The sequence below is a fragment of the Methylovorus menthalis genome (genome assembly GCF_020523625.1).
Lineage (GTDB): Bacteria > Pseudomonadota > Gammaproteobacteria > Burkholderiales > Methylophilaceae > Methylovorus > Methylovorus menthalis.
This window is the reverse complement of record NZ_JAJAQH010000005.1, coordinates 1-24,896: the sequence shown is the minus strand read 5'-3', so window position 1 is coordinate 24,896 and position 24,896 is coordinate 1. Positions and strand designations below refer to the sequence as shown.

The 24,896-nt window shown below is 52.3% G+C and carries 21 protein-coding genes, 3 tRNA genes and 1 rRNA gene; 3 read left to right on the top strand and 22 right to left on the bottom strand.

Annotation, left to right across the window (positions count from 1 at the left end):
* Positions 1–6: 6 nt before the first annotated feature.
* The 11 genes from LG204_RS04715 to LG204_RS04665 all read right to left on the bottom strand — a co-directional run bounded on the left by LG204_RS04715 (position 7) and on the right by LG204_RS04665 (position 13,249).
* On the bottom strand, positions 7–651 hold the full coding sequence (locus tag LG204_RS04715; RefSeq protein WP_230336187.1) for a type II secretion system protein: 645 nt from the start codon (positions 649–651) through the stop codon (positions 7–9).
* Positions 648–1,802: a hypothetical protein gene (locus LG204_RS04710; RefSeq protein ID WP_230336186.1), complete on the bottom strand. Its 1,155-nt coding sequence runs from the start codon at positions 1,800–1,802 to the stop codon at positions 648–650. The genes LG204_RS04715 and LG204_RS04710 overlap by 4 nt, the downstream gene beginning before the upstream one ends.
* Positions 1,783–2,256 carry a hypothetical protein gene (locus tag LG204_RS04705; protein WP_230336185.1) on the bottom strand — a complete coding sequence of 158 codons (474 nt, stop codon included), beginning with the start codon at positions 2,254–2,256 and terminating at the stop codon, positions 1,783–1,785. Before LG204_RS04705 ends, LG204_RS04710 begins: the two co-directional genes overlap by 20 nt.
* Positions 2,253–2,867, bottom strand: a complete 615-nt coding sequence (locus LG204_RS04700) for a hypothetical protein (RefSeq protein ID WP_230336184.1) — start codon at positions 2,865–2,867, stop codon at positions 2,253–2,255. Before LG204_RS04700 ends, LG204_RS04705 begins: the two co-directional genes overlap by 4 nt.
* Positions 2,864–4,459: a hypothetical protein gene (locus LG204_RS04695; protein ID WP_230336183.1), complete on the bottom strand. Its 1,596-nt coding sequence runs from the start codon at positions 4,457–4,459 to the stop codon at positions 2,864–2,866. The genes LG204_RS04700 and LG204_RS04695 overlap by 4 nt, the downstream gene beginning before the upstream one ends.
* Positions 4,459–5,664, bottom strand: coding sequence for a type II secretion system F family protein (locus LG204_RS04690; protein ID WP_230336182.1), 1,206 nt, complete (start codon positions 5,662–5,664; stop codon positions 4,459–4,461). Before LG204_RS04690 ends, LG204_RS04695 begins: the two co-directional genes overlap by 1 nt.
* Before the next feature lie 2 nt (positions 5,665–5,666).
* On the bottom strand, positions 5,667–7,370 hold the full coding sequence (locus LG204_RS04685; RefSeq protein ID WP_230336181.1) for a GspE/PulE family protein: 1,704 nt from the start codon (positions 7,368–7,370) through the stop codon (positions 5,667–5,669).
* A gap of 36 nt (positions 7,371–7,406) precedes the next feature.
* On the bottom strand, positions 7,407–8,549 hold the full coding sequence (locus LG204_RS04680; RefSeq protein ID WP_230336180.1) for a tetratricopeptide repeat protein: 1,143 nt from the start codon (positions 8,547–8,549) through the stop codon (positions 7,407–7,409).
* The gene (gene mshL / locus LG204_RS04675; protein WP_230336179.1) at positions 8,533–10,344 is read right to left on the bottom strand and encodes a pilus (MSHA type) biogenesis protein MshL; all 1,812 of its coding nucleotides are present in this window, start codon (positions 10,342–10,344) and stop codon (positions 8,533–8,535) included. Before mshL ends, LG204_RS04680 begins: the two co-directional genes overlap by 17 nt.
* A gap of 69 nt (positions 10,345–10,413) precedes the next feature.
* A complete protein-coding gene (locus LG204_RS04670) occupies positions 10,414–11,811 on the bottom strand; it encodes an AAA family ATPase (RefSeq protein ID WP_230336178.1) in 1,398 nt (465 codons plus the stop codon).
* A gap of 4 nt (positions 11,812–11,815) precedes the next feature.
* A complete protein-coding gene (locus LG204_RS04665) occupies positions 11,816–13,249 on the bottom strand; it encodes a sigma-54-dependent transcriptional regulator (protein WP_230336177.1) in 1,434 nt (477 codons plus the stop codon).
* Positions 13,250–13,500: 251 nt separating this feature from the next.
* Here LG204_RS04665 and LG204_RS04660 point away from each other — a divergent pair, with 251 nt between their 5' ends.
* Positions 13,501–13,815: a thioredoxin family protein gene (locus tag LG204_RS04660; protein ID WP_230336176.1), complete on the top strand. Its 315-nt coding sequence runs from the start codon at positions 13,501–13,503 to the stop codon at positions 13,813–13,815.
* Positions 13,816–13,883: 68 nt separating this feature from the next.
* On the opposite strand, the gene LG204_RS04655 is transcribed toward LG204_RS04660, so the two are convergent.
* From LG204_RS04655 to LG204_RS04645, 3 genes are all read right to left on the bottom strand, one after another.
* Positions 13,884–13,959: transfer RNA gene (locus LG204_RS04655), tRNA-His, on the bottom strand.
* A gap of 25 nt (positions 13,960–13,984) precedes the next feature.
* A tRNA-Arg gene (locus LG204_RS04650) sits at positions 13,985–14,061 on the bottom strand.
* A gap of 26 nt (positions 14,062–14,087) precedes the next feature.
* Positions 14,088–14,164 (bottom strand) — tRNA-Pro (locus tag LG204_RS04645).
* Positions 14,165–14,245: 81 nt separating this feature from the next.
* On the opposite strand from LG204_RS04645, the gene folD reads away from it, so the two are divergent.
* Complete coding sequence (folD, locus tag LG204_RS04640; RefSeq protein ID WP_230336175.1) at positions 14,246–15,109, top strand: bifunctional methylenetetrahydrofolate dehydrogenase/methenyltetrahydrofolate cyclohydrolase FolD; 864 nt, start codon at positions 14,246–14,248, stop codon at positions 15,107–15,109.
* Positions 15,110–15,284: 175 nt separating this feature from the next.
* Entirely contained in the window at positions 15,285–15,707 is a 423-nt protein-coding gene (gene dksA, locus LG204_RS04635) for an RNA polymerase-binding protein DksA (RefSeq protein WP_013440900.1), read from the top strand.
* A 92-nt stretch (positions 15,708–15,799) separates the two neighbouring features.
* On the opposite strand, the gene pnp is transcribed toward dksA, so the two are convergent.
* From pnp to rrf, 8 genes are all read right to left on the bottom strand, one after another.
* Complete coding sequence (pnp, locus tag LG204_RS04630; RefSeq protein WP_230336174.1) at positions 15,800–17,923, bottom strand: polyribonucleotide nucleotidyltransferase; 2,124 nt, start codon at positions 17,921–17,923, stop codon at positions 15,800–15,802.
* Between the two features lie 115 nt (positions 17,924–18,038).
* Positions 18,039–18,308, bottom strand: coding sequence for a 30S ribosomal protein S15 (gene rpsO / locus LG204_RS04625; protein WP_015829110.1), 270 nt, complete (start codon positions 18,306–18,308; stop codon positions 18,039–18,041).
* Positions 18,309–18,506: 198 nt separating this feature from the next.
* Complete coding sequence (truB, locus tag LG204_RS04620) at positions 18,507–19,412, bottom strand: tRNA pseudouridine(55) synthase TruB (protein ID WP_230336173.1); 906 nt, start codon at positions 19,410–19,412, stop codon at positions 18,507–18,509.
* 26 nt (positions 19,413–19,438) lie between these two features.
* Complete coding sequence (gene rbfA, locus LG204_RS04615; RefSeq protein WP_230336172.1) at positions 19,439–19,819, bottom strand: 30S ribosome-binding factor RbfA; 381 nt, start codon at positions 19,817–19,819, stop codon at positions 19,439–19,441.
* A gap of 15 nt (positions 19,820–19,834) precedes the next feature.
* Entirely contained in the window at positions 19,835–22,576 is a 2,742-nt protein-coding gene (gene infB / locus LG204_RS04610) for a translation initiation factor IF-2 (RefSeq protein WP_230336171.1), read from the bottom strand.
* A 90-nt stretch (positions 22,577–22,666) separates the two neighbouring features.
* Positions 22,667–24,133 carry a transcription termination factor NusA gene (gene nusA / locus LG204_RS04605; RefSeq protein ID WP_230336170.1) on the bottom strand — a complete coding sequence of 489 codons (1,467 nt, stop codon included), beginning with the start codon at positions 24,131–24,133 and terminating at the stop codon, positions 22,667–22,669.
* A gap of 43 nt (positions 24,134–24,176) precedes the next feature.
* Positions 24,177–24,614, bottom strand: a complete 438-nt coding sequence (gene rimP / locus LG204_RS04600; RefSeq protein ID WP_230336169.1) for a ribosome maturation factor RimP — start codon at positions 24,612–24,614, stop codon at positions 24,177–24,179.
* Positions 24,615–24,781: 167 nt separating this feature from the next.
* Positions 24,782–24,895, bottom strand: a 5S ribosomal RNA gene (gene rrf, locus LG204_RS04595).
* Position 24,896 lies beyond the last annotated feature (1 nt).

Below are 24,896 nucleotides of genomic sequence, written 5' to 3'. Positions count from 1 at the left end.
CTGTAATTATGGCAGTTTTCCGGCGGTCAGCATGCGGTTGAATAGCAAGGTAGATGGCACCCACACCACAATGTCGTCAAACTCGTTGCCTGCCACGGCACTTGGCACATCACTGACAAAACTGTCGTCTTTGTCAGAATTTTCCTGCTCATTCACTCCCGCTCCCGCACCAGACTTGCCTTTAGAAACAATGACGGCAGGAACCCGTAACGCCAATGTAACGCCACTGGTATCTGTGATGGTCATGGAGGGACCGGTGGAGAGGGTAAATTTGGTGACACTATTTGCAAACCCATTGGTGACGCGATACTGATATTTTTGCCCCCAGGCATCCTGCTTGCCCATGCCCAGGTTTGCCCAAGGCAGATTACCCTCGGCGGGGTCTGCCAAACAGGCGCCTGTGCCTGTATCCCGGTCCTCCACTCCATCCCCTGTCGTATCCGGGCATGGCAAATAGCCATTGCTGCTGGCATAGCCAATCAGGCCATCGCGCAGCTCGACCATTGCTTTCTGCGTTTCGTTGTAATTTTTCTGATCAATCTGGGCAGACAGCGGCACCAGCATGCCGGCAATCACCAGTCCTACGATGACCAATACTATCGATAACTCGATCAAGCTGAAGCCGCGGCTGGTAGTTGGGTACGACATCATGGCGTGACTTTCACAATACGACTGCTATTGAGGTTGGATATTTGAGCCAGCCCGCCACTGCTGCAGCCAGGCGTTGCATAGCTGCAGTCAGCGGTGAGTTCATATTTCATATAGTCCTGCCAGCGGCTTTCAGCAAACCAGGCAGGTAGTGTCAGTAGCGGATTCGGGTGGCTGCAATTATTGTTAATGAGCGGCAGACTGCCGCTCAAGTTGCCTTCCTGGCAGGCGCGCGTGCTATCTGACAAAAGCGAGCTATAAGGAAAAAACCGGCCATTTGCAGCGGCTGCACTCGCCGAATAATAAGTGCGCAACGCGGTGGCCGCCTCCCCCATCGCCCGGTTTTGCAGGGCAGCCAGCAGCTCATCAATGGTAATAAATACCAGGGTGTCATTGAATTCGGTTTGCTTCTCGCTGGAGAGGCGATCGCTAGCCTCTCCGGCAATAAAAACCTCATTCGCGACCACATAATTGGCATTCGAATAAGCAATGCCATTAATGGTAATGCTATCCAGATAAGCCGCAGGGCCCGCAATACCTCCCGCCCGGCTTTGTGAACCGAGTACCGGACCTGCCGATATCACCACCGCTGCCACCCGGTCTGAAAGCAAGCGTCCACTTTTATCGCGCACTTGCAGCCAGGGATAGGTCGGGGCATCGGCAATACCAGGATTGATCACCACACTGTTGAGGGAAGGCCGCACCAGATTGCGTGACACCGCATACCACAAGCGCTCGCCCTCCGCATCCATCAGATTTTCAGATAAACCATAGTTACCTGCCCCGATGCCGACGCAAGGCGCCGTTTGCGCAAGATAAGGCAACTTGCCCAGCAAATGGCTGTAATCAAGGGTACTTTCCTGACTGACACAGTCGCTCTGCCCATCGTAGTTTTTATCCGAATTACGATCAGGGAACAGCAAGATACCGGGGTATTGCGCATGTGCAACCGACCATCCGATCAAGGCTGCTTTTGCCTCAGCTAAGGCATCCAGCGTCTTTTGTTCGCGCGTCACTTTGTATTGATAGCCATCCATGCCTTCAAAAAAAGCCACGCTGGCCGCCAGCAGCAAGATCAGCGCCATGACGATCATGATCACCCCTTGCTGACCCGTCGTTGCAGGCCAGGAATCCTCAGGGCAACGCAGGCGCATTATCTCGTTCTGGCAACGCAGGCGCCGACTCCCTTGCCGTCGCCTTGTATTCTTCAATGCTGTTGCTCTCCGGCCTATACACCTGCCCAGCCTTCAATCTCACTGATTGCCCGGTACCTGGCAACTTTATTTCAACCCGCCGGTTTTTACCTTCTTCGACGATGACCGCGCCAGTCGCCTTATTTTCCTGCATGGCTTGCTGATTCACCCATACTGTACCCGGCTTGCCATCGCTTCTACGAACATAGCCTTGCACCGAAATCGGCGCAGCAGGTGCGGTGTCCATATCGGACACCATCTCCTGTTCCGGCATTTTTTCCGGGAGTGCGCGCATGTTACGACGTTGCGTATCCAGCTGTACGCGTTGCGAAGGCGTGGTAAATAAACGCCCCAGGTCATCCGCCAGCGCCTGAGTGGCAGATAGGCACAGCAAGATCGCCAAGCACTTCCTCATGGCGTACCTCCAGGCTGCGTTTCACGCAGGGTGTACCAGTCAAGCTCACATTTGGCTAACAGATTAGGCGTGATGGTCGCATCCATGACGGCACGCAAGCGGGTCAGTTCACACTCGCGAATGATGATGGGGCTGCGCTGCTGCTGACGCAATGCCTGCAGAAAGGTCAGGATATCGCCTTCATGCAGCATGGGCAGCTCGAGCTGCATCACAGATCGGTTGAGTCTGAAGCTCCCTGTATCCACAGCAAATGGCGGCGTATACGGCTCCTGCGCGCCTATGGTGTAGCTGATCTTGAACAGCTTGTATTCCTGATGAATATTACGGATGCTGTCCAGCCAAAGGATGCGCCGCTCCTCCCCAATAAAGCCCTCCTCCACCAGCGTTTTATAGGGAGGAAGATAATTCACGATCGTGTCTTTTTCCTGGCCGGAGGCCATATAGCGACTGCGTGCCTGTTGCAATTGCTGCTGCTGGGCCTGCAGCGCTTCGATGGCATCTTGCTCGCGGTCCCAGGCAAAGCTTATCAGCAGGGCCGCCACAATCAGCGCAAGCGCCAACCCGGCCAAGGGATAGACCAGCCGCGACCAATCCTGGCGTGTCAGCTTCATTGCAAACCCTCCGCTGGCCGGAGAATGAACTTGAGCTTGAAATCAGCCGCCATGGAGACAGCCGACACCGCGTCGGTGGTACTGCCTTGCAATTGGGAGTAGGAGCTCACATTCACGGGCTCCTGCAGCACTTCAACCCATGCCACTTGTGGCAAGCTGCGCAGCTTTTCGGCGAGCTGATTCACCCGCACCAGCGCCGCCCGGTAATCGCCATTGAAACCCGCCACCTCCCCATCCACAAACACGAGCTGATGCAATGTGCTGGTATCGCCAAGCTGGCTATCCGTGGGCGTGGCTTGCGCGGGGCCAGCCGATACGCTCGCGACTTTATCATCGCGTGTGGTGATATCCGGCGTATGCAGCCAGCGCATGCGATGAATCTGGATATCCGGCTGCCCCTGCAAAACCTCGCTGAGCGCCTGCATGGCGGCATGTGGCGCCTGTGCATATGACTGAAGCTTGCGCGCTGTTTCCACTGCGGCACGCAGGTCTGTACTGGGGATGGGCGTCTGAGGAAAGTTTTTTGCCACCTCCCGGTATTTCTGCTCCTGCAGTCGGGTTTCCTGCCCTGTCTCGCGGGTCTGCTGCAAGGTTTGCGCCGCTTGCTGCCCAACATAAGTAGCCGCGACAAATCCCCCCAGCAAGGTCAACACACTGGCGAGATGAATACTGCGCGCTACATTGCCGACCTGGTAATGCCGGGTATAACTGGACGGGGCCAGATTAACCGGCAGCTCGCCCGTTGCCAGCAGATGCATGTGTAAAAGCTCGGGATAGCGTGTCAACAAATCTGGATTAAGCCCCAGGCTTTTAGCGAGAACTTTCAAATCCTCGCTTACGCATTCCAGGTTTTGTTCTTGTGAAATATTGCGGCAAATCTGGCGGCTAGTGTCATCCACGTCCGCCAGCACCATTTTGATCGGCGTATCGCGCATCACCAGCCGCTGGCTGATAAGGTAAAGCCGGGTTTTTTCGGTTTCAGCCAGGTAAAAATAGGCCATGCGCTCCTGCATAGCGGGCGACACTGGCGCCGAGCGGCTGATCAACAGACGCCCATGGTGAAAATAAGTCTGGCGCAGGCCGGAGTTGAGCCGTTCGCTGAGCAGGATATGCGGCGCCCTGAGCTTCATGCGCTGCAGCAGCAGCTCGCTCATCATCGACAGCAGATAGACACCAGCCAGTGGCATGCGTTGTGCAGCAATGGCTTGCATCCAGGGTTGCAGGAAATCAGACTTGGTCAGGGCCACGTAGATGAAGCGATCATCCTTGCGCTTATCCTTCTGCCGCTCAATAAAATGCGCCGCCTTGAACGTCGCATTGCGATAGCCATGATTCAGCTTACGCGTCAGCATTTCACGGCGAGCACTGCCCCGGGTATGTGGCAGATAATCCTGCTGATAATCCTCTTCCACCGCGTCCACCAGCATGTAGAGCCGGGTATTGGCGTGCTGGGCAAGAAAGCGCGCAAATTGCTCGTAGCCTGTGGCATCACTACTGAACTCCTGGCTGGACTGCAGGTTGCCCAGACTCCACACCCCGGCAATCAGCTGGGTAGTGGTAGCGCAGAGGACGATTTTATTGAAGAGGGCCATCAGAGTTTTAGCGTGCTGAAGGAGTCGTAAACCGGCCCCAATACCGAAAACATGATAAAGGCCATGATGGCACCGAGGATGACCGTGAGCGCGGGCTCCAGCATCTTGAGCATCTTTTCGATGGACTCGCGTACATCGCGATCATAAAAATAGCTGATCTTGAGCAAGGCGACATCCAGCGCGCCGGTGCTTTCGCCGACCTTGATCATGCGCACCACCAGCGGAGGGAAAAGCCCGGCATTTCGAAAGCTCTCACTCATGCTTTCACCCGCGTTGATCTGATGGTGAGCGCGCGTCAGGGCATCGGCCACAGCACGATTATCCACGATATTTTCACTGGTCTTGATGGCATCAAGAATCGGGATACCCGTCTGGTACATCAGCGCAAAATAGCGGGCAAAACGCGCCAGTATGATTTTTTGCAGAATATGGCCAGTGACCGGCAAATGCAGCATCAGGTAATCAAAGCGATAACGCGCCGCCGGTGAATGATGAATGAGATAAGCCAGCGCGCTAATGACGAGTACGGGCAGCCCCAGAATCAGCCACCAGTAATTGACGAAGGCATTGGAAAGAAAAATCAGCACCTTGGTCTGCAAGGGCAACTCTTGCCCCATATTGCGCAGAAAGCCCACCATCTTGGGCACCAGGTAAATCATCAGGAACACCACCGCGCTCAGCACCATCACCATGATAAACAGTGGATAGGCCAAGAGGCGGCGTGTCTGCGAGAGCAGCTCATCCTGCCATTTGAAAGTATTGGCGAGATTATCGAACACCTCGGGCAAACGCCCGGTTTGCTCACCCGCCTGCACCAGGCTGACAAACAGCGGGTTAAACACCTTGGGGTGCTCGGCCAGCGCTTGGGACAGCATTTTGCCGCCTTCGACTTCAGCGGTCACCGCGCCGATGACCTTCTGAAAATGCAGGTTGGTTGTGCTGTCGCGCAAATCCGCCAACCCCTCCAGCAAGGGCACGCCTGAGCTGGTGAGCTGCTCCAGTTGAAAGCAGAACATCATTAAATCCTGCAGGCTGATATGGCTGCGTTTGAACAAGGCGGGCGATTTCCGGGCTGGCCGAAAGGTAATCATGCTGAGGCCCATGCGCTCCAGCCGCACTTCCAGGTCAACCTCGTTAAGCGCATCTATCTGGCCATGGGCAGGCCGTCCGATCTGATCCACCGCCTTGTAGTTGAAGGTAGGCATGCTCAACGCATCCGGTTGGTCAGGTCGATCACCCGCATGACTTCGCTGATGCTTGTATAGCCTTCCAGAATGCGGCGTACGCCATCTTCGGCCAGCGGCACAAACCCTTGCTCCATCGCCAGGGCACGCATTTCATCCAAGTGCGAGCGGCGTGCAATCAAGGCGTCCATCTGGCTATCGATACGCAACAACTCGATAATCGCCATGCGGCCGCGATAACCGGTATAGCCACAGCGCTTGCAGCCCACATGCCGGTAAATAATCGCATCCTGCCCGGGGGCCAAGCCAAGCAGGGTGCGCTCGTCTTCGGTAGGCGCATGGCCTTGCTTGCATTGCGGGCACAAGACCCGCACCAGCCGTTGCGCCACCACCCCGATGATATTGCCCGCCATGATATCGGGCGAAATGCCGATATCCAGCAGGCGAGGGAACGTCCCAAGCGCGGAATTGGTATGCAGGGTGGTGAAAACCTGATGCCCGGTCATGGCAGCGCGAAACGCCATGGTGGCAGTATCCTCATCACGGATTTCACCCACCAGGATAATGTCCGGGTCCTGGCGCATGATGGATCGTATGCCATTGGCAAAATCGAGTTTGTTGACCTCGGCCACCGAAGTCTGACGCATCATGGTGACCGGATATTCCACCGGGTCTTCCAGCGTCATGATATTTACTGCCTCGGTATTCTGATGCGCCAGCAGGGAATACAGGGTGGTGGTCTTCCCGCTACCGGTAGGGCCGGTGACAACCACGATACCTTCTGGGCGCGTCATCATGCGCTTCAATTCATTGAGGGTATTCGGCCGCATGCCCATGCGCTCCAGCGGCATGATGGATTTTTCGCGGTCCAGCACGCGCAGTACCAGGTTTTCACCGTGGATGGTGGGGTGACTGGCGACACGGAAATCAATCGGGCGACCCACCAGATTAATCTGCAGGCGGCCATCCTGCGGGGCACGGGTTTCGGCAATATCCATCCCGCTGATAACCTTGAGACGAACGGCAATGGCGGGCCAGAATGTCTTGTGCAGGCTGCGCACCTGACGCAGCACGCCATCGATACGGTAACGTATGCGCAAAAAAGCCAGCTCGGGCTCAAAGTGAATATCCGAGGCGTTGCGTTTGACGGCATCCATCAGCAACGAACCCACCAGCCGCACCACAGGCTGGGTGTATTCATTGCCATCGGCCTGCAGGCTTTGGTAATCGATTTCGCCAGTCTCGATTTCGCGCAGAATACCGTCTACCGAGAGCTCATAGCCGTAAAACTGGTCAATATATTCTTCCAGCTGGGCCTCAGCGGCCAGCACTGGCTTGATCTGAATCTGGGGACCGAGCATGGCACGCAGCTGATCAAGCGCCACCACGTTGAACATGTCGGCCATGGCGATCACCAGCTGGCGCGCTGCTTCTTCATACGCAATCGGCAACAGATGATAACGGCGGGCAAAGTCCTCAGGCACCATGGCGAGCGCTTCAGCATCGGCCACCACGGGCGCCAGGTCTATGCTTTCATACCCAATGGTGTCCGCGACCAGATCGCGCACCATGGCTTCGGTCACAAACCCCAGGCGCACCAGGTGGCGGCCTAACGGAATATCATTTTGCGACTGCTCAATCAACGCGATGCGGAGTTGATCCTGGCTCAGCAGCCCCTGCTGCACCATTAATTCACCAAGCCGCTGTTTACGCTGAGGTTCTGTCATGCCGTTCGAGTATGCTCTTTAAAAATGTAATGTAGGTCAGGGCTTTAGCTGGGCAATACGGGCTTCCAGCTGGACGCGATCCACTTTGGACGCCCCGGCCGCCGGCAGGCGTTGCAGGGTCTGCAAATAATACGGTAACGCCAGCGCGGGTTTACCCATCTGGTCCAGACTCACCGCCAGATTAAACAGATAGTCGACATTCTCCGGCGCAAAATGGTGTGCCTGAAAATACGCCTGCTGCGCCGAGGACCACTGCTGCTGGCTCGCGTACAGATTGCCCAGCATGGCATGCAGGTGGGCCGCTTCAGGCTGCTGCGCCAGCAAACTTTTCAGCGCACTTTCGCTACCTAGCGGATCAGCCTCCTCTCCTATACCAATCAAGGCAGATTGTGCCGTCGGATTGCGCGGGTCCAGCTCCAGCACTTTGCCGTACCAGCCGCGTGCATCGGCCTGCCGCCCTTGCTGCAAGGCAATAGCCGCCATGCCCAGCAAGGCATCCACATTGCCGTTATCACTCTGCAAGACCATGCGGTATTGCTTTTGAGCTGAGGCAATATCCCCTGCCTGCCAGGCTTTATACGCCGCGGAGAGATTCGGGTTCAGGGCGGGCGCCACGTTGCTTTTGCTGACGGTAAATGTACTCGTCGTCGGCAGCTCCGGCGTAGCGCCAAATACCTGCGGTGCTTTGATCACGGCTGGGGTTTTCGCTGGCTTACTCACATCGGAAGCAGAATCTGCGCCAGTGCTTTGCACAGGATGTTTGTTAGAGAACCCCTCAGCGGCCGAAACCGCAGCCGGTGGAGTATCGCTCACAACAGTATGTTCTTCGGCAACCGGGTTGACTGAAACGGCAGGCACTTCTGGAGGGGCCATTTTTGCCATCACGATGTCAGGTTTGGCAAGCGATTGCAGATAGTCGTATAAAAAGTATCCGCAGAGCAGAGCCAGTATGAGCACGGCCCCCAGCACGCCCATGGTCGCTGGCGAAATACCGTAGCTACGCGGAGTGGCTTGCATCAATGTGCTCGCTGCGGCTCTATCCCTTGCGGGTGCGCGCTCAGCCTCACGCGTATTGCCTGTGTTTACTTGCGGCTCAAGCGACAAAGCATCGGGGGTTGCGGCATCCCCACTGCTTTTGCCTTGTTCGGCGCGAGATAGGGCTTTAATGAGCAGACTCATCGAGCTTTTGCTGTAATTGCATGCTGGGCAGATATTGCTTGTATGACTGCAACTCTTCGCTTTCCAGCGTGGCGTTCTGAATCACGATGGGACGCAGGAAAATCACCAACTCGGTTTTAATCGTGAAATCGCTACGGGCAGTAAACAGCTTGCCGAAAAGCGGGATTTTGGACACTTCAGGCACGCGATCGGATGCCTGCTGGATATTGTCCTGCATCAAACCACCCAATACAGCCGTGTTGCCGCTGTTCACCCGCAGCACCGATTCCAGCTCTCGCACCTGGATCTGCGGGATACGGCTTGTAACATTGGCGGTGGCGAGTTGTGGATTGGGGTCATTCACATAGCTCACCACACGCGAGATCGTAGGCCGTACATTGATATTGACCTGGCCAAGATCGTTGATTTGAGGCGTGACGCTCATGACCACGCCAACAGGCACGGTATTGGGGGTTGTGGTCACCGACTGCAGATTCGTGGAGCCGGTGCTGAGGCCTTGGGATATTTGCGACTGAATCGTGAAGTACACCAGGTTATCCACCACCTTGAGAACGGCGGTCTGGTTATTCAATACCATGAGCTTGGGGCTGGAAAGCACTTTTGTATTGCCAAACTGCTGCAACAGCCTGAGACCCAGGCTGATGTCGTTGCTGCTATATCCCACCACAAATGGGCTCAACGTGCCTGCTGCGGCCGCCACCCCGGAAGGGGAAACAATGCCGGTAGTGCCAAGAGAGCCGTCGAGGTTAAAGCCGCCCCCCAGTCGAGTCCAGTCAATACCGGCTTGGTAGGTGTCATTCAGAGTTACTTCCACGATAGAGGCTTCGATCAATACCTGGCGCCGGGCGCTGGCCATGACTTTATCCAGAAACTCCTGCACTTTTTCATGCTGCTTGCTGGTTGCACGCACGCTGATGACGCCCGTCTCTGGACTGGCAATCACGGTAGCTGCAAATAAGGTCTTGTACTCGGCGCGTGCCTGATCGCGCTCTTCCTGAGCATTGCGCGCATTGGCCGTACTGGGAGGTAGCGTTGTCTGGCTAGGATTTAATAGCTGGGCCGCATTACCACCCTCGCCCGTTGGTGCTGGTGACTCAACTTGAGACGAACTGCCAGTACGCGAAATAATGACTTCCTTATCGGTTTCTGCCAGCAGGTCACGCAGGTTCTGAATCAGTGTTTCCCACAAATGATTTTTGGATTCACTATTCACCGCCGTACGTGAGCTATTGGCGGCACCCGTGCCATTGCTTGTGACGGTGGACACACTACCTGCGGTCCCGGTACTGGCACTACGCCCGGTACTGGCAATTTCTGCCGCGGCACCGATAAAGCCGGTTGTGTCGCGCGACATATTCACATAATCGACCTTGTAGGTACGCAATACCGGCATGTCGGGGGCCACGTACAACACGTTGTTTTCGACCTTGTAAGTCAGGTCAACCTGCTTGGCGAGGCGCTCCAGAATGGCAGGCAAAGTCTGGTCCACGGCATTCAGCGTTACCTTGCCCTGAATGGAGGGATGTATGTCCACATTGAGCTTGCTTTCACGCGCCAGCGCAAACAGGATTTCTTTGACTGGTACTTCATTCACGACAACGCTGTAAGTCTGCTCGCGATTTTTAGCCTTGGGGGCGGGAACAAAAGGTGTGATTTTGACGGGCTGAGGGATGGCAGCAACTGCCGGGGGAGGCGTCACCGCATCGATATGCCCGGTGGAAGGCGTGATCTGCGATACATGTGAACAGCCGGCCAACCCAAGCCAGGCAACAGCAGTGACGAGCTTATTATTCATCGTGCCTTGTGATTTCCCATGTAAACAGCCCCTGATTTATCGCATATTAAGTACAGTATGGCAATTAAGCTATTGAAGTTGTTTTATTTCTTTTGTGATCCCACCCACAGTCCTGATGTGTGGCTGGTTGGCTCGCACATTCTCCGGCAATTGTTTCAGAGCGGATGCAGCCTCTTCGCGGTTGTCAAAGCTGCCATAAAAAAGACTCAGAAATGGCTGCCCGCCAACACGCGTGCGCACGACATAAAGATCCTCCGGCGACAGCTTGAGCGCCAATGTTTTCAAGGCATCGCGCATATCGGCATCGCGATATGCCCCCATTAACTGCAGGGTAACCGTTGTCTCCATCTGCTGATCTAACCATGCCTGAGTCGCATGCAAACGTGCATCCAGAATATCTTGTGGTACCGCCTCTTTCACGGGCGGGACAGCAGGCTCGGCCGCATTCACTGCTGCACTTTTAACTTCCGCATTATCACGTGTGGGCTCGGAAACTATGCTTGCAGGCGGAGGCGCTGCAACAGCCGCTGTTGCAAGCGGATGAGCTGGTTTTGTAGCCTGCCACTGATGCCCGATATATCCTGCGCTTACCCCCACGAGCAAGGTAAGCCCGCCTAATATCCATTGCCACCTCCGCCATTTTCGCAGCTGTGCTCGCTGACTATATTCACTGTCGGCGATCGCGCTCCTCACATGCTTGGGGCGCACCTGATATACATTTTCTGAAAAAGCTGCCAGCAGCGCTTTGTCTGCCAGCACGTTCACTCTGCGCACCAGACCTTCCGCAGTTTGGGAAAGCAGTTTGATAGCAGCCTGCGTAAAGAGAGGTGGGCCAAAATAGCCTGCCGCACGCAGGCGGAACATGAGGTACTCACTCACCTCCTGCTGATCAAGCGGTTGCAACTTGAAGCTATGGGTAATACGTTCACGCAGTTGCCTAATATGCGAAGCATTGAGGTTGGTATCCAACTCAGGCTGCCCGAACAGGACGATCTGCAAAAGCTTGTCGTGCTTGGTTTCCAGATTGGAAAGCAAGCGCAGCTCCTCCAGCGTGGCCAGCGGCATCCCTTGCGCCTCTTCCACAAACACCACCACTTGCTTCCCTGCCGCATGCCTGTCGAGCAAATACTGCTGCAGGATCTGCATGACATGAAATTTTTCGGCATTTTTAGGTAACTTGAGCTGAAGCTCAAAGGCCACGGCATACAACACCTCATCCGGCGCCATACTGGGGTTAGCCAGGTAAACGGTTTCTATGCTTTCCGGCAATTGCGTCTGCAACATGCGGCATAGCATGGTCTTGCCACTTCCCACTTCGCCGACCACCTTGATAATGCCTTCGCCACTGCGAATGGCATATATCAGGGCGTCCAGGACCGCACCTCGTTTGCCACCCGTAAAAAACACGTCGGTATTCGGCGTGATTTTGTAAGGCGGTTCCTTTAAGCCGAAATGCGCATAGTACATGGGCCTATTCTTTGTACTCTTCCTGGGTTTGTATGCGGCTATATAGGGTGGTTCGGTTGATTCCGAGCAGCTTGGCGGCCTGGCTCAAATTACCGTGGGTGATCTTGAGGGCTGCATTCACATAGGCATTTTCCCAACGCTTCAGCACAGCATCTACATTGATGTTGGCCTCACTGCGCAAGTGCTGGTAAGCATGCAGGGTGATGGCATCACCATCGTTGAGCATGATCTCTTTCACCTTGATCTGCCCGATCAAATCCAGCTCTGAGGATAAGCGGCTCTGTGTCACGGTCTCGCCAGCGTAATTGGCAAGGAGACGAATGATGATGTTACGCAGCTCGCGCACATTGCCCGGGAAGTGATAATCCATCCATAACTGCCGCGCCTGTTCATCCAGTGTAAATAATGCCTGCCCAGTCTCGCGGGCATAGAACTGGCTGAAATGCTCCAGTAATAGCAGTCGGTCATTTTCCAGATCACGCAGTGGCGGCACGCGTAAAGCGAATACGCTCAGCCTGTGATAAAGATCGATACGGTATTTTCCATTGCGCACCTCGGTACGCAAATCGCGATTAGTGGCGGCGACGATGCGTGCACGGCTCTGCCTGCTCTGCGTCTCACCTACGCGCTGGTATTCGCCATTCTCCAGCACGCGTAACAACTTGGCCTGCAACTCCAGTGGCAACTCGCCAATTTCGTCCAAGAATAAAGTACCGTCACCAGCATCTTCAAAATACCCTGTCTGGGTGTTTGCCGCGCCAGTGAATGCCCCCTTGCCATGCCCAAACAAAATGGACTCTGCGAGCAAAGGCGAGATGGCAGCACAATTTATGGAAAGATAAGGCGCGTTCGCGCGCTTGCTCAAGCGGTGCAGACTGGTAGCTACCAGCTCCTTGCCACTGCCAGACTCGCCTTCAATCAATACGGGGAACGGGGCATCTGCAAATTGCGAGATTTGCGTACGCAAGGTTTGAATCGGCGCACTCTCTCCCAGCAAGCCTGGTAGTGAAGTTTCACTGGTTAGCGCGCCCTCAATTTGCTCAGCATGCTGCAGTTGCAATGCATTGAGCAGAATGGTCTGCAAGCGCTCCACATCGCAAGGCTTGGGGATAAAATCAACAGCTCCCAACGTCAGGGCATGCTTAACATTAAACGCCTCGTTCTGGCCAGATAGCACCAGAATTTTCATGGTCGGTGAATGTGCCAGCAATTCGGAAATCAACTGAAACCCCTCATCCGGTTTTTGCGGCGAGGGAGGCAAGCCCAGATCAACCAGGGCAAGCGAAGGTGGCTCACTCAGCTGGCGTAATACACTTTGTGCTTGCGCGCGTGAGGCCGCGACGAAAACATCGAACGATTTACCCAATACAAAATGCAATGTATCGGTGATCAGTGGATCATCGTCAACAATAATGAGAACTGGACGAGCTGTAGTCATGGCACCCCCTTACCACAGCTTAAATTAAAGAATTTTTATTTTTCATGACGTTACTATAACCACTAAGCACAGTAGCATCAATGGCAGATGTCCATACTGGCGGGCATGTTAGATACCTGCAAGAGGGGTTGGTAATATGTTAGCCAATAAGTTTATGCGCGCATTTACTTCATTAATATCGAGCCCATTTTGAACGCAAGCAGTTATACGATATCCACCATATTTGTATCATTTAATAAAATCGGAGCATCATGACGGAAAAGCACACTGATCCTAGCCGCACAGATATTGACCAACTTGCTGGCCCTGCATTGATTGAGTTTGGCGCCACAGATTGTGGTTATTGCCAGCGTAGCCGTCCTTGGGTAGATGCCTTAATGAAGGCAAACCCACAAATAAGCTACTTTCGTATTGAAGATGGGAAAGGTCGTCGCCTAGGTCGCAGTTTCGGCGTAAAACTGTGGCCAACATTGATATTCCTGCAGGAGGGCAAAGAAGTAACGAGGGAAGTAAGACCTGTCAGTCAGGAATCAATCCTGCAAGCTCTTAAAATGATTACAGATTAACGTAATCGAGCTGAACCAACTTGGATAGATAACTTAACCAACTGGAGGATTTAAAGCAAGGAAGTAGATGGGGTGGCTGATGGGGCTCGAACCCACGACAACTGGAATCACAATCCAGGGCTCTACCAACTGAGCTACAGCCACCATTGAAACTGGGGGATCAGTATCATGGCCTGCCCGACAGGAATCGAACCTGTAACCCCCAGCTTAGAAGGCTGGTGCTCTATCCGGTTGAGCTACGGGCAGATTGTCGGACAATCGTTTTGAAATACTGGTCGGGGTGGAGAGATTCGAACTCCCGACATCCTGCTCCCAAAGCAGGCGCGCTACCAGACTACGCTACACCCCGAGGACCGCAAATATAGCGCAAACCAGCGGTGTGGTCAAACTGAATCTGCTAAAATCATCCTTTTTCATTGATCCGAATTCTATGTCCGCACAACTCATCAATGGCAAAGCCGTTGCCGAATCCATGTTACTTGAGCTTAAGGCTCGTGTTGATCAACGCTTGGCTGTCGGCAAGCGTGCGCCTGCTTTGGTCGTTATCATGCTGGGCGCTGACCCGGCTTCGGCAATCTATGTGCGGAACAAACGGGTTGCCTGTGAAAAAGTCGGCATACGCTCTCTTGCTTATGACTTACCCGCTGACACATCTGAGGCAGACTTACTGGCCCTCATTCAGCAGCTAAACGACGATAACGAAATTGACGGTATTTTGGTGCAATCTCCCTTGCCACACCATATCAGCGAGAAGAAAATCATCGAGACCATCTCCGCAGGCAAGGATGTGGATGGTTTTCATCCTTACAACATCGGGCGCCTGGCGGTACGTGAGCCCACGCTGCGCTCCTGCACGCCTTTTGGCGTCATTAAACTGCTGAAGTCGGCAAATATCGAACTGATGGGACTGGATGCTGTTGTTATAGGCGTCTCGAACCATGTAGGCCGCCCAATGGCTCTCGAGTTACTGCTGGCAGGATGTACTGTCACTTGCTGTCATCGCCACACAAAAAATCTGCGTGAAAATATCGAACGCGCGGATCTCGTCGTAGCGGCTGCAGGCAAACCAGGATTGATTAGTGGTGAATGGATAAAACCCGGCGCAGTTGTTATTGATATTGGTATTAATCGCCTTCCTGATGGCAAGATCTGCGGAGATGTCGACTTTAATATCGCAAAAGAAAGGGCCAGTTGGATTACACCCGTTCCCGGGGGTGTCGGCCCAATGACGGTAGCAACCTTGATGGAAAATACCTTGATGGCCCTTGAACTCAAGGAATCCGCCCAAATATAGTTACCAGTATGCTGATTGAGAGTACACTAGCCGACATTGTGGAATTTGAACGCTTATTTGATATACGAAGGCAACATGTTCAATGCAGTTAGGTGTTTTGCATCCCATTTATATTAGGTGTACACTTTCTCCGCTTTAAATTTTGTCAATCGCATTTTGAGTTTTCAAGGCACCTATGGCTGAAGCAATCACAAGACAATTTATTCCTTATCAACCGAAGCCGGATGAGGAATACATGAATGACAAGCAACTCGATCATTTCCGCAAGATTCTGAATGACTGGAAGGCCGAGTTAAGTCACGACATTGATCGTACTGTACATACCATGCAGGACGAAGTGACCATGTTTGCCGACCCTAATGACCGCGCCAGCCAGGAATCGGATATGGCACTGGAATTGCGTAACCGTGACCGCGAACGCAAGCTGATCAAAAAAATCGATGAAACCCTCGGCAAAATAAACGAACACGAGTATGGCTATTGCAACAGCTGCGGCGTTGAAATTGGCTTGAAGCGTCTGGAAGCACGTCCTACCGCAACACTTTGCATTGACTGCAAAACCCTGGATGAAATTCGTGAGCGTCAAGTTGCAAAATAAGTAGACACCTCCACTGACAAGCGATCTTTTGATTGTTTGCCAGAAAAACAAAAAGGCCGGAATTTCCGGCCTTTTTGTTTTAGTGCTATTGCTTAAGAAGCTTCGGTTTCAGCCTTGGCTTCTTCTGCAGGTGGATCGATCAGTGCCTTCATGCTCAAACGCACGCGGCCTTTTTCGTCAGCTTCCATGACCTTGACCTTAACAACCTGGCCTTCCTTCAGGAAGTCACCAACAGCATTCACGCGTTGATGAGCGATTTGTGAGATGTGCAACAAACCATCTTTGCCTGGCAGCAATGAAACAATCGCACCAAAATCCAGCAGCTTGATGACAGTGCCTTCATAAGTCTGACCAATTTCCACTTCAGCGGTAATGGCTTCAATACGGCGCTTGGCTTCTTCACCTGCTTCTGCACTGGTGCAACCGATCTTGATGGTGCCATCTTCTTCAATATCAATAGTGGTGCCAGTTTCTTCGGTCAGTGCACGAATCACAGCGCCGCCCTTGCCGATGACATCACGGATCTTTTCAGGGTTGATCTTCATGCTGATGATACGTGGAGCAAAAGCGGACAGCTCTTGACGGGTTTCGCCCATCGCGTCCTTCATCAGACCCAGAATGTGCAGGCGGCCTTCCTTGGCTTGTGCCAAAGCAGCTTGCATGATTTCGGCAGTAATACCGGTAATCTTGATGTCCATTTGCAGGGCGGTAATACCATCTTCGGAACCCGCTACCTTAAAGTCCATATCACCCAGATGATCTTCATCGCCCAGAATGTCGGTCAGAACTGCAACGCGGTTACCTTCCTTGATCAGGCCCATGGCAATACCAGCAACATGGGTCTTGACTGGAACGCCCGCATCCATCAATGCCAGACAGCCGCCACAGACGGATGCCATGGAACTTGAACCATTGGATTCAGTAATTTCAGATACAACGCGAATGGTATAACCGAACTCTTCCTGGCTAGGCAATGCGGCCAGCAAAGCACGTTTGGCCAAACGACCATGTCCGATTTCACGACGCTTTGGCGTACCCACGCGGCCAGTTTCGCCAGTGGCATACGGAGGCATGTTGTAATGCAACATGAAACGATCGGTGTATTCGCCTTGCAAAGCATCAATGATCTGCTCATCGCGGCCGGTACCCAGAGTTGCAACCACGAGCGCCTGAGTTTCACCGCGGGTGAACAAGGCAGAACCGTGAGTGCGAGGCAACACGCCAGTACGGATGGTAATAGGTCGCACAGTACGGGTGTTACGGCCATCAATGCGTGGCTCGCCATTCAGAATCTGACCACGAACAACCTTCGCTTCCAGATTGTGCAGAATGGATTTGATCTCGTTGGCTTCTTCAGTTGAAGTAGCTTCAGTGATGAGTTCACCCAGGACACGACTCTTGATTTCATCAAGCTTGGAGGAACGAGCACCCTTAGACTTGATTTGGTAGGCTGCATTAATATCGGCACTAGCAATGGTGGTGATTTTTTCGATGAGCGCCGTGTTTTCAGCAGGAGGAGTCCAATCCCATGGCTCTTTAGCAACTTCTGCAGCAATCTCATTGATAACATTGATCACAGCTTGCATTTGCTCATGGCCATAGACTACGGAACCCAGCATCACATCTTCAGGCAGTTCTTTTGCCTCAGACTCCACCATCAATACAGCGGTAGAGGTAGCAGCGACCACCAGATCCAACTCGGTTTCTTTGAGCTGGCTTGCTGTCGGATTCAGTACGTATTCGCCGTTGATGTAACCCACACGGGCTGCACCGATTGGACCATAGAATGGAATACCGGAAATTGCCAGCGCAGCGGAGGCACCAATGATGGCAGGAATATCGGAGTCAATTTCACTGTCTGAAGACATCACGGTAGCAACGATCTGCACTTCATTGTAAAAGGCTTCCGGGAAGAGCGGACGCAGAGGGCGATCGATCAAGCGTGAAGTCAGTGTTTCCTTTTCTGAAGGGCGACCTTCACGCTTGAAAAAACCACCGGGAATCTTGCCAGCAGCATAGGTACGCTCTTGATAATCCACAGTCAGCGGAAAGAAATCCTGGCCAGGCTTCACATCGGTTTTGCCCACCACAGTGACGAGCACGACGGTATCACCGTAACTCACCAACACTGCGCCATCTGCCTGACGAGCGATTTCACCCGTTTCCAAGGTCAGCTCATGCTGACCATACGTAATCGTTTTTTTAATGGCTTTCACGTCTTATGTCCTTATTAAAACGAAAAAAGCCGATAAGCGCCGCGTTACCGCTTTGCCTTCGGCTTGTTTCTTCAATTCACGAATTTGCGCTGATACTTTACAAGGTACAACGTAATTATTTACGGAGACCCAGGCGCTCAATCAGAGTGCGATAGCGATCAGCATTCTTGCGCTTGAGGTAATCCAGCAATTTGCGGCGCTGACTTACCAACTTCAGCAGACCACGACGGGAGTGGTGATCCTTGGCATTGCTTTTGAAATGCTCTGTCAAATAGGTAATACGAGCACTGAGAAGTGCAACTTGAACTTCAGGGCTGCCTGTATCGTTTGGAGCTTGTTGAAAATCAGCAACAATCTTTGCTGTTTCTTGAACTGTAATTGCCATAACTTAAATCCTGTATTTTGTGAGATGTGTTTTGCGTCAATGCAAAGGCAGGCTACATCAACCCCGCTAGAGCATTCATTTACAATCAACTTTTGATTATAACTTGATTTAAGTATAAGTTCAACAAAGCAATTCCCGTCTGCTTTGAGGCTTATACATTTAGGAATATTAACCCGCGTATCCCGCAGATTAACCTCGTTACACGGCTTGGCGAAGCAAGCGCTTGGGGGCGATGGACCCGCGAGATGTTTGTTCGCCTATTCCCAGAAAAATGCCTTGGTCAGAATAAATCCTGAACAAACCCTCGATTCTTAATCCAGCCTTCCATACTTCCTGGCCACGCAATAAATAGAACGTGCTATCGGCATCGATACTGACTTGCGGCAAATCTTCAATCGCGGCATCGGCAGACAGCAGAGCTGCATCACGCGCCTCTATCGACATTTGATCAAGTTGCTCAATCGTCACGGCATCTTTCAGATTGAAATGCGCTGTCGTCAGTCGTCGCAAACCACCAAGATGGGCACCGCAGCCTAGCAATTTGCCAATGTCTTCGGCCAAAGTTCGTATATAGGTACCCTTGCTACAGGAGACCACCATCTCAAACTGTTCGCCTTCAAAGCGCTCAAGAGTAATCGCATGTATCTTAACTGGCCTGGCTTCTCGCGCGATTTCGACGCCGTCGCGGGCATACTCATATAACGCTTTGCCGCCATGCTTCAATGCTGAATACATGGGAGGAACCTGCAAAATATCGCCCACCATTTTCTTCAGCGCAGCTTCAAGTTCGCCTGGGGTAGTCGTAACTGGCAATCGCGCAAGCACCTCCCCCTCTGCATCACCCGTCGTGGTCGTGCTGCCCAGCGTCACTAGCGCACGATAACTTTTATCGGAATCGAGTAAAAAATGGGAAAATTTGGTCGCTTCGCCGAGGCAGATGGGAAGCAATCCGCTTGCCAGCGGATCAAGACTGCCTGTATGACCAGCCTTGGCAGCCTGAAACAGGCGCTTGACGATTTGCAATGCCTGGTTGCTGGATATGCCCAGCGGCTTGTCCAGCAACAATATGCCGCTGATATCGCGTTTGATTCGTTTGAACTGCACGTTGAAACATGACTGACGTTATTGCGTCAGGCATCACCTTTGTCAGCATTCTCTTGATCCAGCTTATCCTGCGCCAATGCATCATCAATCAGCCGGGATATTTTCATGCCGTTATCAATAGAGGCATCGTAAACAAAATGCAATTGAGGCACCGTGCGCAGCAAAAGTCGTTTAGCCAGCTGACTACGCAAAAAACCTGCCGTTTTTTCAAGCGCTTTCTGTAATTCCGGCGTGCCCTTTTCGGCACTGTAAAAGACCTTTGCATGGGCCAGATCGCCGCTCACCTCAACTTCAGTGACGGTGACCATGCCCACACGTGGATCTTTTACCTCAAACTGCAGCAGATCCGCCAACTCACGTTGCATTTGCTCCGCTACGCGATCGCTACGAGAAAACTCTTTTGCCATGTTTGTCTTCTAGCCTTAAAGCGTTCTGGCAACTTCAACAATTTCGAATACTTCCAGCGTGTCACCCACTTCAATTTCATTGAAATTCTTCAGCGACAAACCACATTCAAAATTGGACTTCACTTCCTTGACGTCATCCTTGAAGCGCTTCAGGGAATCCAGTTCACCGGTATGAATCACTACATTGTCACGCAAGACACGTACCTTGGATGAACGACGGATAACGCCATCGCTCACATAGCAACCCGCCACTGCGCCCACCTTGGAGATACGGAACACTTCGCGAATTTCCACGGTACCGATCGTGGATTCCTTTTGCTCTGGTGACAGCATGCCACCTAAGGCAGCCTTCACTTCATCCACTGCTTCGTAAATGATGTTGTAGTAACGTACATCCACGCCTGAGGAATCAATCAGCTTGCGGGCACCGGCATCAGCACGTACGTTAAAGCCAATCACCACTGCCTTCGATGCGGCGGCCAAGTTGACATCAGACTCGCTGATCGCGCCTACACCGGTATGGATGATATTGACCTTGACTTCATTGGTGGACAGCTTCTGCAAGGAGGTTGCCAGCGCTTCGTAAGAACCCTGTACATCGGATTTGATGATCAGCGGCAGTACCTTCACTTCGCCCTCGGCCATTTGCTCGAACATATTCTCGAGCTTGGCAGCCTGCTGCTTGGCCAGCTTCACATCGCGGAATTTACCTTGACGGAACAAGGCAATTTCACGAGCCTTGCGTTCATCATTCAGCACAATTACTTCCTCACCTGCGGATGGCACATCGGACAAGCCGAGAATCTCCACTGGGATAGAAGGGCCCGCTTCCTTGATGTCATTACCCGCTTCATCCAGCATGGCACGTACACGACCAAACGCTGTGCCGGCCAGCAACATATCTCCACGACGCAGAGTGCCGGATTGAACCAGAATAGTCGACACAGGGCCACGGCCCTTGTCCAGGCGACCTTCGATTACCAGGCCCTTGGCCGGGGTGTTCTTTGGCGCTTTCAACTCCAGTACTTCTGCCTGCAGAAGTACTGCTTCCAGCAGATCATCAATACCCGTGCCTGCCTTGGCTGAAACTTCAACAAACATGGTGTCGCCGCCCCAGTCTTCCGGAACCACTTCGTGCGTTACCAGTTCTTGTTTGACGCGCTCAGGGTTGGCATCAGGCTTATCCACCTTGTTCACGGCCACGACAACGGGCACTCCCGCAGCTTTGGCATGGTGAACAGCTTCAATCGTTTGAGGCATTACACCGTCATCGGCTGCCACGACCAGAATTACCACATCGGTAGCCTTGGCACCGCGTGCACGCATCGCTGTAAAGGCTTCGTGACCTGGAGTGTCCAGGAATGTGACCATGCCACGAGGGGTTTCCACATGGTATGCGCCAATATGCTGCGTAATGCCACCAGCTTCACCCGAAGCTACACGGCTGCGACGAATGTAATCCAGCAAGGAAGTCTTACCATGGTCAACGTGACCCATAACGGTAACTACTGGTGGGCGAGCTTCCTGAATGGCTTCAGCATGATCATGCTCTTCCAGGAAAGTCTCTGGATCGTTTGCCGCTGCCGCTTTGGCTACGTGACCCATTTCCTCTACCAGGATAATCGCTGTTTCCTGATCCAGCACCTGATTGATCGTCACCATCATGCCCATTTTCATGAGTACCTTAATCACTTCACTGGCTTTAACTGCCATCTTGTGTGCAAGATCAGCGACAGAGATGGTTTCAGGCACAAGCACTTCATGCACAATTGGCTCCGTAGGTGCATTGAACGCGTGTTGCTGGTCTTCATCACGATGTGATTTTGACTTGGATTTATGCGTGCGCCAGCCCTGTGTAGGCGCAGCATCGCCGCGGGTTTTGATACCGCGCTTTTTGTTTTCGGCGTCCGCCCAATCCTTGTTATTTTTGCTGCCTTTTTTGGCACCCTTGTCATCGGCCTTGGCGGCTTCCTTGACGGCTGGCTTGTGCAGAGTCCCTTCCACCTTGGCTGGCTTGGCAGCTTCTGCAGCGGCCGCAGCCGCTTTCTTGGCCTCCTCTTCCTGACGCTTCTGCAGGATTTCCTGCTTCTTGCGCAACTCAGCGGTTTGGATAGCGACCAGTGCAGCGTGACGACGCGCTTCTTCTTCGCGTTTGGCAATTTGTTCGGGACTTAATACACTGATACGTCCGCTAGACGCTGGTACAGCGGGCTCTGGCGCCACTTCCGCAGCAGCAACGGGTTCCGAAATGACTTCGGGCTCTTCTATGACAGTCTCAACTTCAGCTTCAACAGCCACAATGGGCTCCGGCTCCACAACTGGCTCTTCATGAACAGCTTCTTCAACGACCTGGTCAGAAACAGGAGTTTCGGCAATTACTTCATATTCTTGAACTTCAAGCTCAGCCTGAGATTCGGGAATAAATTCATTGCCCTGATCATCCTGCTCGGGCAAGGATGGGTCGCGACGGACCAACACGCGCTTTTTGCGCACCTCCACCTGTATGGTTCTGGCCTTACCGCTACTATCGGTCTTTTTGATTTCCGTATTCTGGCGGCGGGTAAGGGTAATTTTATTCTTTGGTGCCTGCGCACCATGCTCCTTGCGCAAAAACTCCAGCAATGAGGTCTTGTCATGCTCAGTCAAGGTATCATCCGCCGCAGCCTTATTTACCCCAGCCCCTCTTAATTGCTCCAACAACAGCTCGGCCGGCAGCCCTAACTCACTGGCAAATTGTGCTACGCTTGTTTGTCCCATCCTGTTACTCCATCCTCATCTTACGCATACCACTGTTCATTTAATTACAAACGTTGTTGCGTCTAACTGAAATTCAATTCCATGGCTTGCTTACGCAAACCATGGCGCACGTGCCGTCATGATCAATTGCTTGGCACGCTCCGCGTCCATGTTGGCCATTTCCATCAGCTCATCAACGGCCAAATCTGCAAGGTCTTCCATCGTGGAAACCCCCTTGGATGCCAGCAAATGAGCAGTGGCATCATCCATACCTTCCATTGTCAGCAAGCTTTCCGAAGCCTCTTCCAGCTTCTCTTCCTTGGCAATGGCTTCAGTCAACAATGCAGCGCGTGCGCGCTTACGCAATTCATTGATTGTTTCTTCGTCAAAGGCATCAATTTCGCTCATTTCCGCGATAGGTACATAGGCAATTTCTTCTAATGTATTGAAGCCTTCTTGTACCAAAATATCTGCAACTTCTTCATCAACATCCAACTTGTCGATAAAGAGCTGACGGGTCTTGGTATATTCCTCTTCATGCTTTTGAGCTGCTTCCGCTTCGGTCAGGATATTTAGTGTCCAACCCGTCAGCTCAGATGCAAGACGAACATTTTGACCGCTACGGCCAATTGCTTGTGCCAGTTGCTCTTCATCCACGACCACATCCATGCTGTGTGCATCTTCATCCACGACAATGCTGGACACTTCAGCAGGGGCCATCGCATTAATCACGAACTGCGCTGGCTCCATAGACCATAAAACAATATCCACACGCTCACCAGCCAGCTCGCCGGTTACAGCCTGCACACGTGAGCCACGCATCCCTACGCATGTTCCGACGGGATCAAGGCGCTGGTCATTTGATTTAACGGCAATTTTCGAACGCAAGCCAGGATCACGAGAAGCAGATCTTATCTCTAGCAAGCCCTCTTCAATTTCTGGAACCTCGAGCTCAAACAGCTTGATCAAAAATTCAGGGGCGATACGTGAAAGAACCAGTTGCGGGCCTCGACCAGTTCGTTCAATGCGTGATAAATACGCGCGTACACGATCTCCAACACGCAAATTTTCCTTAGGAATCATTTGATCCCGCGGCAATACGGATTCGATACGTCCGACTTCAATAATCGCATTGCCTTTTTCCATGCGCTTGATAACACCCGTCACCAGGTGTTCCTTACGCGCAAGAAAATCGTTCAGAATCTGTTCACGCTCAGCTTCTCGCACTTTTTGCAGAATGACCTGCTTAGCAGCCTGAGCGCCAATGCGTCCAAACTCCACGGATTCCAAAGGCTCTTCGTAAAAATCACCAAGATTCAGTCCTTCGGCACGCTCATCATCCGTGTACATTTGTGCGGCAGGATTTTCCAAATCATCATCTGAAACGATTTGCCAGCGACGGAAAGAATGATAATTACCGCTATCACGCTCAATTTCGACACGAACATCCGCGTCTTCACTAAAGCGTTTCTTGGTTGCAGAGGCTAGCGCAAGCTCCAAAGCCGTAAAGATAACTTCCTTGGCCACATTTTTTTCGTGTGCCAGCGCATCTACCAACAATAATATTTCGCGACTCATTTCAAATCTCCGCCTAAAATCTGTATCACAACAGGTACTTAAATTATTTAAACTCAGGTGCCAGTCTGGCTTTGTCTATGTTTGACAAGGCGAGTCGATGCAGCACGCCTTCCTGCTCAATCAACAGGCTATCCTGCTCAATACCTTGCAAAATACCAATAAAATTCTTCCTGTTATCAACAGGCATACGCAATTTCACTTGCGCCCGCTCACCAATAAATCTGATGAAATCAGCATCCTTTTTCAAGACACGATCCAAGCCAGGAGATGAAACCTCCAGCCTGTCATAGTCAATATCATTTTCTACCGCGAGCACATTACCTAGCTGGTTGCTAACGAGAACACAATCATCAATATTGATACCCTCGGGCTTATCAATAAACAACCGAATTAGCTTGCCACGGTTCGAAATCTCGACATCCACCAATTCATATCCGAGTTGGCTTACAGATTTTTCCAATAATGAATACAAATCCTGCATTCGAGATGCCTTTTATCCTCTACAGAAACAAAAAATGGGCTTACGCCCATCAAAAATACATTATATCAATCAATTCAATGAATTGATAATACAAGATAGCACAAATAGAAAAGCCCTCTAATGAGGGCTTTTCTAAAAACTTACCCAAGGGTAAGTATATGTAAGAAGCTTGGCGGTGACCTACTTTCGCATACGAGAAGTATACTATCATTGGCGCAGAATCGTTTCACGGCCCTGTTCGAGATGGGAAGGGGTGGTTCCAATTCGCTATGGCCGCCAAGC

Excerpts from the sequence above, each read along its gene's own strand:
- folD (WP_230336175.1), top strand. The coding sequence starts at position 14,246 with ATGTCCGCACAACTCATCAATGGCAAAGCCGTTGCCGAATCCATGTTA.
- LG204_RS04695 (WP_230336183.1), bottom strand. The coding sequence starts at position 4,459 with ATGGCCCTCTTCAATAAAATCGTCCTCTGCGCTACCACTACCCAGCTG.
- LG204_RS04710 (WP_230336186.1), bottom strand. The coding sequence starts at position 1,802 with ATGCGCCTGCGTTGCCCTGAGGATTCCTGGCCTGCAACGACGGGTCAG.
- LG204_RS04705 (WP_230336185.1), bottom strand. The coding sequence starts at position 2,256 with ATGAGGAAGTGCTTGGCGATCTTGCTGTGCCTATCTGCCACTCAGGCG.
- LG204_RS04660 (WP_230336176.1), top strand. The coding sequence starts at position 13,501 with ATGACGGAAAAGCACACTGATCCTAGCCGCACAGATATTGACCAACTT.
- LG204_RS04700 (WP_230336184.1), bottom strand. The coding sequence starts at position 2,867 with ATGAAGCTGACACGCCAGGATTGGTCGCGGCTGGTCTATCCCTTGGCC.
- LG204_RS04670 (WP_230336178.1), bottom strand. The coding sequence starts at position 11,811 with ATGTACTATGCGCATTTCGGCTTAAAGGAACCGCCTTACAAAATCACG.
- rimP (WP_230336169.1), bottom strand. The coding sequence starts at position 24,614 with ATGCAGGATTTGTATTCATTATTGGAAAAATCTGTAAGCCAACTCGGA.
- infB (WP_230336171.1), bottom strand. The coding sequence starts at position 22,576 with ATGGGACAAACAAGCGTAGCACAATTTGCCAGTGAGTTAGGGCTGCCG.
- dksA (WP_013440900.1), top strand. The coding sequence starts at position 15,285 with ATGGCTGAAGCAATCACAAGACAATTTATTCCTTATCAACCGAAGCCG.
- LG204_RS04715 (WP_230336187.1), bottom strand. The coding sequence starts at position 651 with ATGATGTCGTACCCAACTACCAGCCGCGGCTTCAGCTTGATCGAGTTA.
- rpsO (WP_015829110.1), bottom strand. The coding sequence starts at position 18,308 with ATGGCAATTACAGTTCAAGAAACAGCAAAGATTGTTGCTGATTTTCAA.
- LG204_RS04685 (WP_230336181.1), bottom strand. The coding sequence starts at position 7,370 with ATGACAGAACCTCAGCGTAAACAGCGGCTTGGTGAATTAATGGTGCAG.
- mshL (WP_230336179.1), bottom strand. The coding sequence starts at position 10,344 with ATGAATAATAAGCTCGTCACTGCTGTTGCCTGGCTTGGGTTGGCCGGC.
- rbfA (WP_230336172.1), bottom strand. The coding sequence starts at position 19,819 with ATGGCAAAAGAGTTTTCTCGTAGCGATCGCGTAGCGGAGCAAATGCAA.
- LG204_RS04665 (WP_230336177.1), bottom strand. The coding sequence starts at position 13,249 with ATGACTACAGCTCGTCCAGTTCTCATTATTGTTGACGATGATCCACTG.
- LG204_RS04680 (WP_230336180.1), bottom strand. The coding sequence starts at position 8,549 with ATGAGTCTGCTCATTAAAGCCCTATCTCGCGCCGAACAAGGCAAAAGC.
- nusA (WP_230336170.1), bottom strand. The coding sequence starts at position 24,133 with ATGAGTCGCGAAATATTATTGTTGGTAGATGCGCTGGCACACGAAAAA.
- LG204_RS04690 (WP_230336182.1), bottom strand. The coding sequence starts at position 5,664 with ATGCCTACCTTCAACTACAAGGCGGTGGATCAGATCGGACGGCCTGCC.